The organism is Psychrobacter sp. TB15 (assembly GCF_000511655.1).
Classification (GTDB): Bacteria; Pseudomonadota; Gammaproteobacteria; order Pseudomonadales; family Moraxellaceae; genus Psychrobacter; species Psychrobacter submarinus.
On the sequence record NZ_AYXN01000040.1, the window covers coordinates 137,813 to 155,163 of the forward strand.

15 protein-coding genes are annotated in these 17,351 nt (G+C 44.7%); 6 read left to right on the forward strand and 9 right to left on the reverse strand.

The window, feature by feature from the left end:
• Positions 1–216: 216 nt before the first annotated feature.
• Together W234_RS0110515 and recG are read right to left on the reverse strand one after the other, a co-directional pair.
• A complete protein-coding gene (locus tag W234_RS0110515) occupies positions 217–501 on the reverse strand; it encodes an FAD-dependent oxidoreductase (protein ID WP_025646810.1) in 285 nt (94 codons plus the stop codon).
• Between the two features lie 171 nt (positions 502–672).
• Positions 673–3,003 (reverse strand): ATP-dependent DNA helicase RecG, encoded by a 2,331-nt coding sequence (recG, locus tag W234_RS0110520; protein ID WP_025646811.1) that lies wholly within the window; start codon positions 3,001–3,003, stop codon positions 673–675.
• A gap of 148 nt (positions 3,004–3,151) precedes the next feature.
• Between recG and W234_RS0110525 the strand changes: the two genes are divergently transcribed.
• Positions 3,152–4,201 (forward strand): patatin-like phospholipase family protein, encoded by a 1,050-nt coding sequence (locus W234_RS0110525; protein ID WP_227501953.1) that lies wholly within the window; start codon positions 3,152–3,154, stop codon positions 4,199–4,201.
• Positions 4,202–4,408: 207 nt separating this feature from the next.
• Here W234_RS0110525 and W234_RS0110530 read toward each other — a convergent pair whose 3' ends face one another.
• Positions 4,409–5,014, reverse strand: a complete 606-nt coding sequence (locus tag W234_RS0110530) for a hypothetical protein (protein ID WP_025646813.1) — start codon at positions 5,012–5,014, stop codon at positions 4,409–4,411.
• A 230-nt stretch (positions 5,015–5,244) separates the two neighbouring features.
• Here W234_RS0110530 and argA point away from each other — a divergent pair, with 230 nt between their 5' ends.
• Positions 5,245–6,567: an amino-acid N-acetyltransferase gene (gene argA, locus W234_RS0110535; RefSeq protein ID WP_025646814.1), complete on the forward strand. Its 1,323-nt coding sequence runs from the start codon at positions 5,245–5,247 to the stop codon at positions 6,565–6,567.
• A 132-nt stretch (positions 6,568–6,699) separates the two neighbouring features.
• On the opposite strand, the gene W234_RS0110540 is transcribed toward argA, so the two are convergent.
• Entirely contained in the window at positions 6,700–7,431 is a 732-nt protein-coding gene (locus W234_RS0110540; RefSeq protein ID WP_025646815.1) for an FKBP-type peptidyl-prolyl cis-trans isomerase, read from the reverse strand.
• Between the two features lie 571 nt (positions 7,432–8,002).
• Here W234_RS0110540 and W234_RS0110545 point away from each other — a divergent pair.
• Positions 8,003–9,730: a mechanosensitive ion channel gene (locus tag W234_RS0110545; protein WP_025646816.1), complete on the forward strand. Its 1,728-nt coding sequence runs from the start codon at positions 8,003–8,005 to the stop codon at positions 9,728–9,730.
• A gap of 121 nt (positions 9,731–9,851) precedes the next feature.
• Here the strand turns inward: W234_RS0110545 and W234_RS13970 are convergent, their stop codons facing one another.
• Positions 9,852–11,237: a hypothetical protein gene (locus W234_RS13970; protein ID WP_025646817.1), complete on the reverse strand. Its 1,386-nt coding sequence runs from the start codon at positions 11,235–11,237 to the stop codon at positions 9,852–9,854.
• A gap of 233 nt (positions 11,238–11,470) precedes the next feature.
• Here W234_RS13970 and W234_RS0110555 point away from each other — a divergent pair, with 233 nt between their 5' ends.
• A complete protein-coding gene (locus tag W234_RS0110555) occupies positions 11,471–12,253 on the forward strand; it encodes an SDR family NAD(P)-dependent oxidoreductase (RefSeq protein WP_025646818.1) in 783 nt (260 codons plus the stop codon).
• Positions 12,254–12,295: 42 nt separating this feature from the next.
• Here W234_RS0110555 and W234_RS0110560 read toward each other — a convergent pair whose 3' ends face one another.
• From W234_RS0110560 to W234_RS0110570, 3 genes are all read right to left on the reverse strand, one after another.
• Complete coding sequence (locus W234_RS0110560; RefSeq protein WP_025646819.1) at positions 12,296–12,994, reverse strand: lysophospholipid acyltransferase family protein; 699 nt, start codon at positions 12,992–12,994, stop codon at positions 12,296–12,298.
• 167 nt (positions 12,995–13,161) lie between these two features.
• The gene (gene parE, locus W234_RS0110565; RefSeq protein ID WP_025646820.1) at positions 13,162–15,051 is read right to left on the reverse strand and encodes a DNA topoisomerase IV subunit B; all 1,890 of its coding nucleotides are present in this window, start codon (positions 15,049–15,051) and stop codon (positions 13,162–13,164) included.
• Between the two features lie 192 nt (positions 15,052–15,243).
• Positions 15,244–15,834 carry a YqiA/YcfP family alpha/beta fold hydrolase gene (locus W234_RS0110570; protein ID WP_025646821.1) on the reverse strand — a complete coding sequence of 197 codons (591 nt, stop codon included), beginning with the start codon at positions 15,832–15,834 and terminating at the stop codon, positions 15,244–15,246.
• A 177-nt stretch (positions 15,835–16,011) separates the two neighbouring features.
• Between W234_RS0110570 and W234_RS0110575 the strand changes: the two genes are divergently transcribed.
• A complete protein-coding gene (locus tag W234_RS0110575; RefSeq protein WP_025646822.1) occupies positions 16,012–16,272 on the forward strand; it encodes a DUF1289 domain-containing protein in 261 nt (86 codons plus the stop codon).
• Positions 16,273–16,364: 92 nt separating this feature from the next.
• On the opposite strand, the gene W234_RS0110580 is transcribed toward W234_RS0110575, so the two are convergent.
• Positions 16,365–16,655, reverse strand: a complete 291-nt coding sequence (locus tag W234_RS0110580) for a hypothetical protein (protein WP_025646823.1) — start codon at positions 16,653–16,655, stop codon at positions 16,365–16,367.
• 181 nt (positions 16,656–16,836) lie between these two features.
• Here W234_RS0110580 and W234_RS0110585 point away from each other — a divergent pair.
• Positions 16,837–17,351 (forward strand): IS1595 family transposase (locus W234_RS0110585; RefSeq protein WP_025646824.1); only part of this gene is annotated, 515 nt, incomplete at its 3' end.

Sequence of the window (17,351 nt, forward strand, 5' to 3'; positions counted from 1 at the left end):
TGATAAACAGTCAAAAAAATAGGCATAAGTTTTGAACATTGTAGCTTATCCCATTAGCGCGTCAATGCGTATGGGTATCTTGCGCGTCTATATTCTGGTACTAGAATAAGAGAGCAAGTCACTGAATCTCATTGAGAATTTGCTGTTGCTGATAGCAAATGAGCAGCATGGTAGTGGTCGTAATGTCGCTAATAGCATTATTAATTTGACTTAAGTCTAAAGATGACGCTCATCGAACTTATCGGCCAAGCTTAAGCCCTGACTCAGTACTTTTGCGCTACACCAACTGATAATATCGCCCGGCAAACGAATGGTTTTGCGATTGACGATCCAAAAGTCAGTTAAATCGCTATCTTGTTCGCTCAAGAGTTGCGCGATTAGCTTGCCATTGAGGTGCGTCAGGGAGACACCATGACCGATACAGCCGCAGCTATAGATAATTTTTTTAGAGTTCAGATAACCGATCTCCGGCGTCATATCGAGATTGGATAATACAAACATCCACTTTTATAGCAGCGGTCAGTGGCGGATTCGCCCTATAAGGGCCATAGCTATGTAACCAAAACGATTTCTCTTTACACCTTGATTGCTCATTAGCCATAATAGCCTTACTTCCTTGTCGATCAGTAACCGAGCGTCCATTAAAAACAGCGATGTAGCCAGAGCAAACTATTAAGCATTGGTATAGCGGCTGGCCTCAGGCATCCAGCGATGGATGAGTTGGCTGACGTCAGCTTTGCGCGTTGGGTCATCTATTAAATGTCTCGCCAAACGCTGGGCAATAGCGAACAGCTCTTCATCACGAATCAGATCCGCCAAATAATAGCCAATATTACCCGTTTGCCGTTTGCCGAGTAGCTCACCTGGCCCGCGCAGCTCTAAGTCTTTTTGTGCAATAACAAAACCATCAGTACTATCGCGCAGTACCTTTAAGCGCTCAGTTCCGGTCTCTGATAACGGTGTTTGGTATAACAGTACACAAAAGCTTTTGGTTGAACCTCGTCCTACCCGTCCGCGCAATTGATGCAATTGTGATAGCCCTAGACGCTCGGCATTTTCAATGACCATAAGCGAGGCATTGGGCACATCAACGCCGACTTCAATCACTGTCGTCGCGATCAATAAATCCAGCTTCCCAGCCTTAAACTCCTGCATAATGGCTTGCTTATCAACGCCTTTCATTTTGCCATGTACCAGACCGATGCGAATATCTAAGCGCTCGTTTAAGTCCTCATAAGTCGCCTCAGCCGCTTGTGCATCTAAGACGCTAGACTCCTCGACCAGTGAGCAGACCCAATAAGCTTGTCTGCCCTGAGCGCAATTAGCCGCGATACGTTCGATCACTTCATCACGGCGATTGCGGTCAATGGTCACCGTCGTAATCGGTGTGCGTCCAGGCGGTAGCTCATCGATGATAGAAGTATCCATATCGCCATAAACACTCATCGCCAGCGTCCGCGGAATCGGCGTTGCAGTCATAATCAGCTGATGCGGGGTGCTACCGGCGACGCCTTTGTTGGTCAAAGCCATACGCTGCTCAACGCCAAAACGATGCTGCTCATCGATAATTACTAACCCTAACTTTGCAAACTCAACCGTATCTTGAAACAGCGCATGAGTACCAACGACGATTTGTACGCTGTTTTCCGCCACCGCTGCCAAGGCTTCACGGCGCTGCTTGGCCGTTTGCTTACCCGCAAGCCAGCCCACCTCGATACCTAACGGCTCAAACCACTGTCTAAAATTGAGCAAATGCTGCTCAGCTAAGATCTCCGTCGGCGCCATCACAGCAACCTGCCAGCCACTATCAAGCGCGTAGCCTGCCGCCCCTGCCGCCACTAAAGTCTTACCGGCACCGACATCGCCCTGCACTAGCCTGAGCATCGGGATAGAAGTCGCCATATCGCTAGTGATATCTTTCATCACCCTTTGCTGCGCGCCAGTTAATTCAAAAGGCAAGGCGGCAAACAGCTGATCAGTCAGCGCACTGTGAGCCGTACATCTTGGCGCTTTATACTGATGCAACTGTTGACGGCGATACAAGAGACTGAGCTGATGCGCGGTCAACTCCTCTATAATCAAACGCTGACAAGCGGCATGCGTACGCGCGGTTAGCTGAGTCAGCAGCTTATATTGTTGGTCGGCATCGGTATAAGTCGGCGGTGTATGCAGTAGTACTAACGCTTCAAATATCGATAAATTATAGACGTTATCATGCTGTTTATTGTCAGTAGTGACAGCAGCGGGATAGTACGCTTCTGAGTGATTATAAGGTGCAGGCTCAGCTTTACTCACACTACTATTATCTGGCACGCTGCGAGCAAGCGTTGAGAAGATATCCTCAACATCTTGCTCAATAGCTTTGCTAGGTTCAAACGGCGCTAACGGTAAATCACTGACAACTGCAAAATCAGCGCTAGTAAACAGCGTCATCGGTAGGCCTTGACTACGCACCGTTTGCAATGCCAGCTTAATCAAAGTGCGTAGCTTGTTTTGGTGCAAGCCCTTTACCGTCGGATAGATAGGCTGCAGGCCGATATCAGTGATCGGCGCCCCATCGGTGATGATCTGATATTCAGGATGATGAATTTGCTTACCATAACGGCTGACTTTGACCTCACCGAACAGCTGCAACCGAGTCCCTAAACTCATCGTTTGTGCCAGTCCCCGATAGACTTTAAAAAAACGTAGGCCTACCGTTCCGGTGCCATCATCGATAATGACGGTCATGCCGCCGCGCTTATTGTCGATATGCACGACTCGGCCGGTAATGAGCGCCGCTTGTCCGTGGGACACGTCACTGATAGCGACTTGGCGACTGCGGTCTTCGTAGTCTCTTGGCAAATGCAGTAACAGATCAAAGATACGCGCGATACCTAACTGCGCCAATTGCTCAGCAACTTTTGGCCCCACGCCTGCTAATGCAGAAACGGGCATATCTAGTGCTGAGGCCGGCTCGCTATTGACCGGATGCGGTATCGAGTGAGTCGCAGAGAGAGGCATCACAAATCCTAATTCAGTTTTGACTCACTGTCTGTAGAGTCATAGGCCCTGTATTTTAGCGCGTGTCCAGCATTCATAAGCAAGCACTACTGATAGCTCAATACACGCTTGTATTATCACTGACAAGCCGCTTTATTATGCTAAGCTATTGAGTACTGCTACTCTTGAGATGGTTATGCTCAATAACATAAAAACTTATTGCTTTCAGCGCTCACTCACTTTATTCATAAAAGTAAGCTTACTCACTACTATAAGCTTACTGGCTAGCGCCTGCAATAGCCTTACGTCCGCAGCCCATTCAGAGCCGCCTACACTTGCTGCCCCTAGTGTGGCCTTAGTATTAGGTGGCGGCGGTACCAAAGGATTTGCCCATGTTGGGGTTATCAAGGCGCTGGAGAAAAATGGCATCAAGCCAAGCTTAGTCGTCGGTACTAGCGCGGGTAGTATTATCGGTAGTATTTACGCCAGCGGCTACACCCCTGCTAGACTTGAGCAATTAGCACTAACGACCACCGACAGCGAGCTGATGGACTTTACCCTGTCCAATCAAGGTTTTGTAGCAGGTAATAAGCTCAAAAACTTTATCAATACGCATGTCAGGCAGCGACCGATAGAAGACTTGCCCATTGCATTCGCCGCAGTTGTAGCCGAAAAGCATAGTTTAAAAAAGGCGGTATTAACTACTGGTGACACCGGACTTGCAGTGCAAGCCTCTAGCAGCGTGCCCAATATCTTTATTGCGCCGCGTATTCCCGCAAAGGTCGGCAAAAAATACATCGATGGCGGTGTCGTCAGCTTAGTCCCTGTTGATAGCGCTCGCGATTTAGGAGCAGATATCGTGATCGCGGTCGATGTCACTGCCCCAAGCATCAAAAATACCAGCGCCAATAGCTATAAGATTAACTTATCTCAGCTCCGTTCACTGAGTAGCTTTTGGGGGTTGTTAGAGAACAGCATTATCGCGAATGCCAGTGCTAGTGCAAACGGCTTAAGCAATAACCGTAGCACTCAGATGCGCCTTGAGCGCGATCGTGCCGACATCGTTATTATTCCAGACGTTGGTCACTTAAGCTCATTAGATAGTAGTCAACGCCAGACCCTTATCAGTGCTGGTGAGCGGGCTGCTAATGAGCAAATACCCGCTATCAAACGCTTAATTAACGCTAAAACGTCTAGCAAATATACAAAGCTTCAGTAAACCCTTTGGCGGCGCTCGATAACGAACGTCAATGCCTGAAGTTGATTGTTAAATGTAGTCCAAGTTTAGTCGTTGAAGTATCTTACTGATTGACTATAAATGGTTCGTGAACTATGAATAGGTCATAAAAAAGCACCGCCAATCTCAATGGCAGTGCCTCGTTATACTATTAACTCTTGTTATACTATTAACTCTTTTACGCTATTACTATTTTACTTTGGCGCGGTATTGCACCATTACCGTATCGTTTAGGCCCACGCCTTCGATATCCCAGCGCACCGCTTTATAATATCCTAAAGGAATCTCTTGGTTTTGGCCGTTGACATTACCTCGTAATGGCATACGTGAAAAAGAGTTGCCATCGACGCTACCATAAGGGAAGTCTGGCATCACTCCGCCTAGCAGCTCTACTTGCTCAGGAATGCTCATCGTGACTGTCATTTTGCGCACTCGATCAGCATTGGTATTGGTAAAGTAGCCTTGATACTCCAAGATGTTTCCCGATTGTAGGCGCGTCTCAGCAGTGACTGGCACTAACGTTTCATTGCCATTGGCATCGACACCAACAAGCGAGGCGGTAATCTTGGTATTCACTGCTTGTGCGTTGGAGTTGGTATTAGAGGGGTTGTTAGCATTGAGAGCTGCTGTTTGCAAAGCAGCTGAGCTGTTATCAAGTGCCGGCTCCGGAGTGGGCAGCATAGCTGAAGCTTGAGTGACGACCATTGCTCCGACGAGTGTGCCTGCGACAACATGAAATAAACGGTGACCGCCCCAAGCAGCAAATGGGTTGGCAAAATGGTTGCTTTTTTTCATAATGATTATCTTTCCTAGTTGAGATAGCAAAAACAGTAGATGGGCAAACAATAACGCTTAGCATAGCAAAAAGCGATTCTAGCTACATCAGCCCCGTGTTTAGGTTATGTATATCGATAACTATCTATAAAGCGCCAAGAGTCGTTAAATAAAAAGATAGCTCATAACTTGGTTTTTTGCTATGGTAAATCTCTAACCTTCCTATTTATCCTACTATTACTGTTTCTATTATGACTACTAGCGCCATGCCACAGATTAACCCTGAATATGTCCATTGGTTTCGTAACTCTGCGCCTTACATCAATACGCATCGCGGCAAGACGTTCGTGATTATGTTTGGCGGCGAGGCGGTGAAGCACCCAAATTTTAGTACGCTGATTCATGACTTTGCTTTATTGCATAGCTTAGGTATAAAGCTTGTCTTAGTGCATGGAGCGCGGCCACAAATTGAAACCAACCTAAAAGAAGTCAATATCACCTCGCCACTGCATAAAGATATCCGGTTAACGCCGCGAGAAGCGATGCCCAGTATTCTGCAAGCAGTAGGCGCGATACGTCTGCAGATTGAAGCACAGCTATCAATGGGCCTTGCCAACTCACCAATGTATGGCTCGCGCATTGATGCTGTTTCTGGTAACTTTGTCACCGCGCGCCCTTATGGTATCCGCGATGGCGTCGATTATCAGATGACCGGCGAGGTGCGTTCAATAGATGTCGATGCCATAAAGAATAACTTACTGCACAATCATATCGTCATTTTGGGCTCTATGGGCTACTCTGCTACTGGTGAAGTCTTCAATCTATTAGCAGAAGACGTGGCGCTTAGCGCTGCTGTCGCTCTGAATGCTGATAAGCTGATCTTCTTAGGGGAAGAGGCGGATATTGAGGATAATGGTCGTCCGCTACATGAGATGATTCCAAACGAAGTCGATCGCTTTTTACGTGAGCGCGATATCAACCATGAGATCAATTATTTCCTCCACTGTGCTAGCGATGCTTGCCGTCAAGGCGTGCATCGTACTCATATTATCTCTTATGCCAAAGACGGCGCACTGCTAGAAGAGCTGTTTACGCGCGATGGTTCAGGCACGCTAATCAGCCACGACCCTTACGAAGAGATTCGCCGAGCCAATATCGATGATGTGGTCGGTTTGATCGAGCTATTAACGCCGCTTGAAGAACAAGGCATCTTAGTGGCCCGCTCGCGCGAACGTATCGAACAAGAGATTGACAACTATAGTGTCATCGAGCGTGATGGGATGATTTTAGGTTGTGCCGCCCTGAATCCTATAGATGAGAGCTCAGCGGAAGTTGCCTGTGTCGCTATCCACCCTGATTATCGTAGCGGTAGCCGCGGTGCGGATTTATTAGCGTTTTTAGAGCAGCAGGCGCGCAGCCACGGAGTGCATAAGTTATTTGTCTTAACAACGCGTACCGCGCATTGGTTCGTTGAGCAAGGCTTCGCTGAGGTCGACAGTAGTGATCTTCCTGAGGCGCGCCGTGAGCAGTACAATAACGGCCGCAACTCCAAAGTCTTCCAAAAGATGTTATAAATAAAATTGTAAATAATATTTTGGCGACATAAAAAAGCTCTCATAATAATGAGAGCTTTTTTTATTACCATTATTTCTGCTACGATGATTAAGACTAAAATTTATTAGCCATAAAACCAGTCACAGAGCTGATTATTTTACTGATAGTAGCTCAACAGTAAAGATCAAAGTACTATTAGGTTCAATGCCCTGATTACCCGCTTCGCCATAAGCTAAGTCAGCTGGAATATAAAACTCATATTTACCGCCTTCTTTCATTAGCTGTAGGCCTTCGGTCCAGCCAGCGATAACTTGATTCAACGGAAACTCGATAGGCTCGCCGCGCTCATATGAGCTATCAAACACCGTACCATCGATCAGTTTGCCTTCGTAGTTGACTTCGACAATATCAGTCGCTTTTGGTGATTCGCCTGTACCTGCAGTCAGCACTTTATATTGCAGACCTGAATCAGTCGTTTTCACGCCTTCTTTGGTTGCATTTTCGGCTAGAAACGCTTCGCCTATTGCAGTGTTCTCAGCGGCTTTTTCTTGCATATCACTGACGAACTTCTCTTCTTGCTCTTTTTGGTAATCCATCAATACTTGCTGCATCTGCTCCTCGGTCAAAGCAGAGTCTTTACCTTGGTAACCGTCACGGAAACCTAGCTCAAAGGTATCTAAGTCAAGATCTGCAACCGCCTCTTTATTACCTTCTGCCATCATATAGCCCAAGCTATAGCCCACTTTTTGGGTTTGTGAGCTTTGCTCAGTCACAGCTACGCTTGCAGCTGACGTATCTTGATTGCCGTTATTGGTACTACAGCCCGTTACTAGTAGCATGGCGCCAGCTAGCGTACCCATCGTAAAGGTAGTGATTTTTTTCATAAAATACTCTCAAGGTTAAGGAGGTGATAATAAGTTATTGGTTCGTCATCATAACAAATCTTGGTTTTCGTAACTACGTCTGCTATCAGCTTTAAGATGATATTTAATCTACAGGTGTACATTTTTTGTTAACAATTCTAATCATGATAACAAGTTATCACACAACTATAGCGTTAAGTAAAGCATTATGTCTTTAAACCAAACATCATATCAGCTAAGCTTAACCAGATTAAAGAATATGTAACGAAGAGTCATATTTTCTATATTAATCATTAGATTACCAAAATAGCTTAGCTGGTTTAATTTCTCTCTATTTATCTCTTCTAACAACCTTTTATCAGGTTGTCAGTTGGTATAGAAATTATCAGTTACAATAGCAGTTTAGGATCAACGCTTAATAACAGAGCTTTTATTGTGTAATGGACTGCCATTCTCATAATCATCTGCTCTATATTGCAGCTTTATAATTAAATAATTTTATTAAAATACTATTTATAAATAATGATGTCATCTTTTAGTGAATGTGCACAATTTATTCATTATCAAGGCATGATTATTAAAGGAGGATAAGATGAATCCAATGTTTACATCTTTTAATGGTTATCTTGGTGGGCCGATTGGCTCTATCATTGGGGCTATCTTGATTTTTATTATTGGCTGGTTAGTGGCTTTAGGCATAGCAGCTTTAGTACGCAATGTATTGGCCAAAGTAAATTTAAACCAACGTATGGACACTTCTACAGGTAAATCGTATGACTTGGAAGGTATTATATCCAAGATCGTTTTTTGGTTTATCTTTATCATCGCTATTTCAGCGGCTCTAAACACACTTAACTTAAACTCTATCTCAGTGCCATTTGCCAACATGGTGGGTCAAGTGTTGTCCTTTATTCCTAATCTTATTGCCGCCATTGCTATCGGTATTATTGGCTGGGTTGTGGCTACTGTGGCCCGTACAGCGCTTAATACTGCACTATCCAAGACGACGATGGATGAGCGTTTGAGCGCGCAAGCAGGCGTTAAACCTATGAGCAGCACTATTGCTGATATGGTTTATTGGTTCATCTTACTTATTGTCCTAACTATAGTACTAGGTCAATTAGAGCTTGATGGTTTATTTGCGCCTTTAACCAATATGGTCGACAAAATCTTTAGCTTCCTTCCGAACATCATTATTGCAGGTGTAGTCTTTGTTGTTGGTTATATTATTGCCAAAGTGGTACGCGGTATCGTAACTAACCTTGTATCTACTTTTAACGTTCAAGAGCTTGCTTCTAAAGCCGGTCTTAGCGAAGAGAACAGCTTGCCTAATATTGCAGGGTCTTTAGCCTTTTTAGTAGTGATTATTCCAACGATTATCGCCGCTTTAAACGCATTAAAAATCGAAGTTATCGCTCGTCCTGCGACTAACATGCTCAATAAAATCATGGAAGCTCTGCCAAATATCTTTATGGCCGCTGCTATCTTGATTGTGACTTACTATGTCGTACGTATGGTTGCAAACATCATCAAAGGCTTGCTTGAGAACACAGAAGTCAACCGCTTACCTGCTAAAGTCGGTCTACAAGAGATGATGGGTGAGAAGAGAGTTTCTGATGTCGTTGGCTATGCTATCGTTTTCTTTGCGATGCTATTTGCTGCAGTTGCAGCCGCTGACCTATTAGGTTTTGAGCCTATCTCAGCGATTATCACGATGTTTATCGCTTTTGGTGCCAACATCATCCTAGGCGCAATTATTCTATTCATCGGTTTTTGGCTTGCTAACATCATCGCTGGTGTGGTTGAGCGCTCAGAACAAGGTTCACAGTTCTTAGCCAATATCGTACGTGTATTGATCATGGGCTTAGTACTCGCTATGGGCCTAAAAGCAATGGGGATTGCTGACTCTATTGTTAACCTAGCCTTTGGTCTGACTTTAGGCGCGGTAGCCGTAGCCTTTGCTCTATCATTCGGCCTTGGTGGTCAAGAAGCAGCCGCTCGTTTGTTACGTAAGATGCAAGATAAAATGGACAAAGAGCGTGACGAAGCCAAAGCTAAATCAGCTGTAGAGCCAAGCAAATCAACGCAAGAAAAGGTTAAAGAGTCGGTTCGCGATAACACGCCTACTGCTACAAGCACGCCAGCTGCGCCAAGCGTTGCAACAGAAGACTTGCGTACAGATACCGTAGATACTAGCAATCTTGATACTGACACTGTCAATATCGTGCCTGCTAGAGGAGATACGGACTCTGAGCTGAACACTGGTAATGATAATGAAATCTTACCGGGTAGCGGTCTTGCTGACGATACCAATAAGTAAGCTTTGCTATAAATAAGCTTTGCTAGACATGTATTGATAACGATAAAACAAAAGACAGCTTAGGCTGTCTTTTTTTATGCGTGGGGATAAAAGGCAGGTATAGCTGCTAAGCTTTTTGGCGCTATGGCTTTTTCTTACTAGCGGGAATATTGAGACTAAGATGGATAGCGGGTAGCGGTTTTTTGCTTTTATCGACATCGGACTTATTGTCTGTCGCATCGCCTTTTTGAGTACGCTGCTGCTGGTTATGGAGCCGTTGTAGCTGCCGAGTCAGTTGCCGCTCTTTTTCACTCATTGCGGTGACTGGCTGAATAAACAGGTCAATATCAATAAAGGTATCTGCCGCCTCTACTATAAACTCTATACCTAGCACGATAACATGGTGTAGCTCGGCGATAGGTAGCCGCGTCGAGACATCTTTGGCTATGGTAGCCAAATTGGGCGCGAGAGCTTCGCGGCTTTGTTTACCGCCTGATTGTTGACCATAAAATATCAGCACATAATGCTGGCCTAAATTCTCATAAGAGTGCTGATGTACCACATAACCGGTCTGCTGCTGCTCCATGCTGCGACTTGGATGCTGATAGAGGGTGCGGATCAGCTCATAGCGCGAAAACAATGACTCTGCTAACAACTGGCGTTGCCAAAATGGCAACGGCCCAGCTGATGACGACTCTGAGAGCATCTGCGCGCTGAGCTGATACCATAAGATGGACGCTTGCCTCATCTGCTCATGAAAGCGCTTGGTAGTCGCCGCTTTGTTTCTTTGCGCCAGACTCATAGCCACTAACCTACTATTCGGCTCATCTTGAATACCATACTTTATTAAAGCATTATCGATAGTAAGCGCTTGTGTGTAGATAGCTGGACTAGCCATAAACTGGCTAAGCAAAGTCTGCTCAGATGCAAAGCTTGACTTAGCATTTACAAAAGCTTTTTGCAGTGCGGCTTTATGATAGTCCAATAGTCGCCACAGCTCATTTGGCGTCTGCAGAGTGGCTAATATTTGCAGCCAGTCTTGCCGGCCAAAGACCTGTAGCACTACTCCAGATGCTTTAGCATCCGCGCTTTGCTGCTCTATAACCTCCTTTGTAGCAAAGCTCATACTCATAGCCGATGCATTATGATTATGATTATGACTACGGTGCTGATGGTCGATCGAAGTGTCGCTATTGACAGTAGGTTTGATCTCTACTATCAGTACATAAGCGCTGGCTATTTGCTGAGCTTCATCTTGTTTCAATAATGCCTTTTTCCATCTTAAGCCAAACTTTATAGCCGCTGAGCGCGTAGCATTCATAGTAGTCTTAGTATCGCTTACAGAAGGAGCTGCCGTCACTCTCAGCACTCTAAGTTGCCCTAAAGGTAGCTGATAGAGCTGCTGCATTGTGGACTTTTTATTATGGGTATCTTGTTTATCGTCTGGTGACTTGGGAGTTTGCAAGTAACTTTCTAGCCACTGTGTTAGCTGATTATGCGGCTCAGATGTGGGGTTCGGTGGTGTCAAAGCAAAGGCCTTTTTTTCTAGTGCTATTGGCAATCAAGTGGTTTATCTATCGATTTACTTCGAGCGGGTTATCGTAAAATTAAACCTAGCAAAGAAGGTGATTTGGTATCTTTTTATAACCATGGCTTGTTATGACAAGTCGATAAGGCTATGGTAGATTTATCACTATCCATACTCGAAATCACTACTAAAAAACTTATCTAAAATTTATATCATAACAGGGATTAGATATTATGAAACGTTTCAAAGAAAAAACCGTCATTGTCACTGGAGCCGGCTCAGGTATGGGACGCGCCACTGCTCTGCGTTTCGCTAACGAAGGCGCGACTGTGGTACTAGTGGGACGGACCTCTGAGACTTTAGAGGAGACCGCAAAACAGTTTCCACATGACAAAACCTGGATTCATACCGACAACTACATGACCATCACCTGTGATATTAGCGTACAAAGCCAAGTACAAGAAATGGTAAAACGAGTGATTGAGAGGTTTGAGAAGCTCGATATCGTCGTCAATAATGCGGGCAAAGGTATGGAAGGCAAAATAACGGACTTATCTGGTGAGGATTGGCGCGCAGCTATTGATGTCAATTTAAATGGTACTTTTTATGTCTGTCAGGCTGCAATGCCGCATCTCATCAAGACGCAAGGCAATATCGTCAATGTCTCCTCGCTCTCAGGTATCGGCGGTGACTGGAACATGGCCGCTTACAACGCCGCCAAAGCAGGCGTCACCAACTTGACACGTACGTTAGCGATGGATCATGGCCCTGATGGTGTGCGCGTCAATGCGGTCAACCCTACCGCGACTAAGACCAGCATGACCAAAGACATGCGAGAAGATCAAGAAAAGGTCGATAAATTTTTAGCGCGCTGCCCTCTAGGACGCTTTGTGACTCCTGAAGATATCGCTGCCGCGATTACCTTTTTAGCCAGCGAAGATGCGGCAATGATCACGGGTGTTAATTTGCCTGTCGATGGCGGCGTGAGCGCCTCGAACGGTCAGCCTAATTTCTAAACTCACTATCCTCTACTAGTACTATTACCCTTTACTAGTATATTACCCTTTAAAGGCCCGATTGACATCTTGTAGCGGCTGTGAGAGTCGCTCAGGATGATAAGGCATTACCCCGCCGTACTGCGCATAAATCTTTGGCAAATCCTCTTCGATATCACCCGTCGGGTAAACCGTCTCCAAAAAGCGCACTTCTTTAGTATTATAATCTAACGCTACTGGCAAGATAGGTACATTCGCCCCTACTGCCAAGTAATAAAACCCTGTTTTCCAGCTGTCAGTATATTTGCGCGTGCCTTCAGGCGCCAAACCCAAAAACAAAGTCTTATTATTTTTAAACTTATCGATACTCGCTTGTAGCACTGAGCCTTTGGCTTCGCGATTAATAGGTATGATACCAAGCCAGCGTATGAGCTGCGCCAGCACTGGTATCTTGAACAGCGTATGCTTGCCCATGATACTGATTTTGAGATCCAGTGCAAACAAGCAAGGTAGCGCATATATCCCATCGATGTTGGAGGTATGAGGGACAGCCAAGACCACCGCTTGTGAGATATTAGGGATAGAGCCTACGGTCTTCCAGCCCGCCGACTTCATCAGCATACGACCTATCTTAGGAGTCAGTTTACCGCCGCGCCTAGGGATTAAGTTGCCCAGATCTTTTTTATTAAGCTCAGGCAATACTTTAGAGCGTCTGTTCGCAGTAGGTTTAGCAGTGGGACTGGTTTTTGAGTTTGAGGACATAATAGCACTACACAATGAGAATACCCCATCATAGCATTAACCTGAGCGGACTAACTTATTATTTATCTTTTGCTTTATCTGTATAGCTTGACTAGATTTTGGTCATAAAAAAGGGATAACGCTTAACGCTTATCCCTTTGTAAGAATCGTTTAACAGCCTTGTAACTCTATAACGCAATATCGGCTAAGTTACCTTTATTCTCAAGCCATGACTTACGGTCAGCAGCACGTTTTTTGGCCAGTAGCATATCCATAATGCTATTGGTCAGCATCATATCGTCCATGTCTAACTGCACCAGTCGGCGAGTATCGCGGTTCATTGTCGTCTCACGCAGTTGCTCTGCGCTCATCTCCCCTAAGCCCTTAAAGCGAGTGATTTGCGCTTTTTTATTGCCAGGGACATTGGCTAAGATATGCTCAAGCTCGCCTTCATCTAGCGCGTAATGCACCTCTTTACCAATATCAACTCGATACAAAGGCGGCATCGCCACAAACAGGTGACCGGCATCAACTAAGGCTGGAAAGTGTTTGACAAACAACGCACAAATGAGGGTAGCAATATGCAGACCATCAGAGTCAGCGTCGGCTAAAATACAGATCTTGTCATAGCGCAGCTCAGATAGGTCATCAGAGGCTGGATCGACACCGATGGCAATGGCAATATCGTGAATCTCTTGGCTGGATAACACCGTATCGGACGACACTTCCCAAGTATTGAGAATCTTACCACGCAGCGGCAATATCGCTTGATAATGACGATCACGCGCCTGCTTGGCACTACCACCTGCCGAATCCCCTTCTACTAAAAACAGCTCAGCACCGTCACGTAGATCACCGCGGCAGTCTGCAAGCTTACCCGGCAGTGCTGGACCTTGCGTAATTTTTTTACGTGCTACTTTTTTGGCGGACTTAAGGCGACGACCGGCTTTATTGATCGCCAGCTCTGCAATTTGCGCCCCTATATCGGCATGCTGATTGAGCCAAAGACTAAACGCATCTTTGGCCAGTGCCTGTACAGCGCCTGCGGCCTCACGGCTTGATAAACGCTCTTTGGTCTGCCCTGAAAACTGCGGCTCAGAGAATCTGAGTGACAAGATATAGTTGATGCCATCCCAAACGTCTTCGCCAGTTAATTTAACGTTACGCGGCAATAGATTATGGATGTCACAGAACTCACGCAGTGCCTCCAAAATACCTGTACGTAGTCCATTAACGTGCGTGCCGCCTTGCGCCGTGGGAATTAAGTTGACATAACTCTCTTGCACCGGATTACCGCCTTCAGGTAACCAAGATAACGCAAAAGTGATCCCTGCGCGCTCACCATCCGCGGCATCATGATTATAGTAAAAAGGCACATCAGGTAGCGTCTCAAGACCATCGAGCTGCTCAGCGAGATACTCAACGACACCATCAGTAAACTGCCATACGACTTTTTCATTATTTATATTATCGGTAAATTCGATAGTCAAACCCGCTGACAGTACTGCTTTGGCCTTTAGGTTGTGCTTGAGCTGCTTAACACTGAACTTAGGCGTGTCAAAAAAACTGCCATCGACCCAAAAGCGCACTCGCGTACCGCGTTTACGTTTATTGGAGCTGACCGATTCGGTCAAAGGCGTCACTGGTGCACCATTCTCTAGTGCCATATCGAACTGCGTACCATCACGCCAGACCGTAACCTCAACGCGAGTTGATAGTGCATTGACGACAGAGATACCAACGCCATGCAGACCGCCTGACACTTGATAGTTAGAGGTTGAGAATTTACCACCGGCATGCAGGCGCGTCAAAATCAGCTCGATACCCGACTGGCCAAACTCAGGGTGAATATCGGTTGGCATGCCGCGCCCATCATCTTCCACCGACAGTGAGCCATCTTCATGCAGTTGTACTTTGATGGTTTTAGCATATCCGGCTAGCGCTTCATCGACAGAGTTATCAATGACTTCTTGCGCCAAATGATTAGGGCGTGTGGTATCTGTATACATACCGGGGCGACGGCGTACTGGCTCTAATCCTTCTAAAACTTCTAACGATTGTGCATTATATTGACTCACAAATGCTTTCCTTTATTATTCACATATAACGGTTTCTATCTGACCATTATAACCAAAAACAGTGCGCTTTACGTCAATCGTCAGCGGCTTACGTCAGATAATGTCGTCTAGTTCTAGGGCTTACATTTAAGCGCTTGACGCTACTTTTTGAACCCTCTTACACCGCTTATCATCTAAGCTACTAGACTCGCTCTATAGCTGCTGCACTAACCTCATAACCTCTGGTAAATGCTCTCTAAAATCACTAAACCGATGATCACCGCCTTCTTGCAAAATAACTCTAGCACCTTGTTCACTATAGAATTTGGCTGAAAGACTGGCATTGAGCAATTCATCACCCTCTTTAATGAGCGCAGCCACTTTTTTAGGGTTAACGATAGATAATAATGGATGATCAGCAAACCACTGTAAATGGTTCTTAGTGATCGCCCAACCACCAGAAGTCGTATAAAGTATTTCGTTACTATTATCATCATTAAAACGCTGCAAAGTGACATGCGGCTGGGTGCTAGGGTTTAATAATAATGCGCCGCAGCCAGTACGATTACTGACTAAGGTTGAAAAGTAACCTCCCAATGAGCTACCGATCAATACCGTTTTCGCCTCTTGACTGAGCTCGTCGACTAGCTTTGTTAAATAGCTAAATACCTGTTCAGGAGAATGGTTTAAATCTGGACGATAGACTTTGCTATCTGGATAATTCTCTTGGCAATATTGCTCTAACAACAAACCTTTATTAGAGTTGGCATCGCTATCTAAGCCATGGACGTACACAATATTCATATGCAATCTCATCTTTATAATTGGTTATACTGTAAAAATTGAATAATAACGAGCATAACACTAGGGATATAACGTTAATAGTGCTAAAAACGCTGATGTATAGTCAATTTGAACGATTACGAATGCTTTATTTAAATATCTACTTTAACCAAAGTAAAATTGCGACAAGGAGAGGTCATGAATGAGCAGATTGAACTGTTTGACATTGATAATCCTTGTATAGGCGTTTGTACCAGTAATAAGAAAGGCTATTGTTTTGGCTGCTTGCGCAGTCGAGCCGAGCGCCAACGATGGCATCATATGACGACAGAGCAGCAACGCGAGGTGCTAAGGTTGATCGCAGGACGTAAGCTACGTATTGAGCTCATGCGACTGCGTAAAAACGAGCAGTTGGGATTTGATTTTGAAGAAGACGTTGAGGTTGGGGAGTTGTTTTAGATATTTAGATTAGAAGGGTATTACTGAATTTAATTTGACCACCATCTTGAATAAGTAGCCAAATAAAAATGATAACGGTAATTTGATTGAATTTATTTATTTAGTTCCTCACTATATTCTACCTCAATAAAATTGTTACTTGCTTTGGCTAACTCATTAAATAAAAGAAAATAGCGCTTTTCGATATCTTGAATTATATCCGTTTCTTGTCCACAGAATCTCAAAAGTTGAAATAGTCTGAGTTTGGAGAAAGAACAGATATCCGAAACTACTCTAGCACAGTGACCTAACTTTACTGCAGAACGCTCTTGTTCATTGCGCCCATATCTCTCCCAAACCATTGCGACACCATCACCATCCTTATGAATTAAATGGCTACTCATCCCATAACCATGAGCGAGATGAGAAAGAAACTTTAACCCATTAGACTGACTTTGGTTGAAATTTCTAGTTATATTTGAAAATGACCATTTCTGTTCAAGTAGACTTCTATCCTTTTTGTTTGTACCATTTCTTAATAAATCTAGGGGCTGTAGTAGATAAGCACTATGCTAGACTACTTTTATGAAGATAACCCATTGTAAACTCAGTAAAAAAGTACAGCGAAGGCTGTTAGAGTTTTTCACAGCTGAAGTGACTGCTAGAACAGCCGCAGATTTGCTTGATATTCAGCCTAATACTGCTGCACTTTTTTATCATAAAATAAGACTTGTGATAGATTACCATCTCTCATTACAAGCTGATGAGCTTTTTGATGGCGAAGTCGAATTAGATGAAAGTTACTTTGGTGGCGTACGCAAAGGCAAAAGAGGTCGCGGGGCTGCTGGTAAAACCGCTGTATTTGGTATTCTAAAACGAAACGGTAAGGTTTATACCATTGTCGTAGCAGACACCAAACAAACCACCCTAATGCCTGTCATCAAGCGTAACATCAAGCCTGACAGCTTTGTTTATACGGATAGCTATCGAAGTTATAATGCATTAGATGTGAGCGAATTCAAACATTTCAGAGTCAATCACTCTAAAGAGTTTACTTGTGGTAAAAACAATCACATCAATGGCATTGAGAACTTTTGGAA

Excerpts from the sequence above, each read along its gene's own strand:
- W234_RS0110515 (WP_025646810.1), bottom strand. The coding sequence starts at position 501 with ATGTTTGTATTATCCAATCTCGATATGACGCCGGAGATCGGTTATCTG.
- recG (WP_025646811.1), bottom strand. The coding sequence starts at position 3,003 with ATGCCTCTCTCTGCGACTCACTCGATACCGCATCCGGTCAATAGCGAG.
- W234_RS0110530 (WP_025646813.1), bottom strand. The coding sequence starts at position 5,014 with ATGAAAAAAAGCAACCATTTTGCCAACCCATTTGCTGCTTGGGGCGGT.
- argA (WP_025646814.1), top strand. The coding sequence starts at position 5,245 with ATGACTACTAGCGCCATGCCACAGATTAACCCTGAATATGTCCATTGG.
- W234_RS0110540 (WP_025646815.1), bottom strand. The coding sequence starts at position 7,431 with ATGAAAAAAATCACTACCTTTACGATGGGTACGCTAGCTGGCGCCATG.
- W234_RS0110545 (WP_025646816.1), top strand. The coding sequence starts at position 8,003 with ATGAATCCAATGTTTACATCTTTTAATGGTTATCTTGGTGGGCCGATT.
- W234_RS0110555 (WP_025646818.1), top strand. The coding sequence starts at position 11,471 with ATGAAACGTTTCAAAGAAAAAACCGTCATTGTCACTGGAGCCGGCTCA.
- W234_RS0110560 (WP_025646819.1), bottom strand. The coding sequence starts at position 12,994 with ATGTCCTCAAACTCAAAAACCAGTCCCACTGCTAAACCTACTGCGAAC.
- W234_RS0110570 (WP_025646821.1), bottom strand. The coding sequence starts at position 15,834 with ATGAATATTGTGTACGTCCATGGCTTAGATAGCGATGCCAACTCTAAT.
- W234_RS0110575 (WP_025646822.1), top strand. The coding sequence starts at position 16,012 with ATGAATGAGCAGATTGAACTGTTTGACATTGATAATCCTTGTATAGGC.
- W234_RS0110580 (WP_025646823.1), bottom strand. The coding sequence starts at position 16,655 with ATGAGTAGCCATTTAATTCATAAGGATGGTGATGGTGTCGCAATGGTT.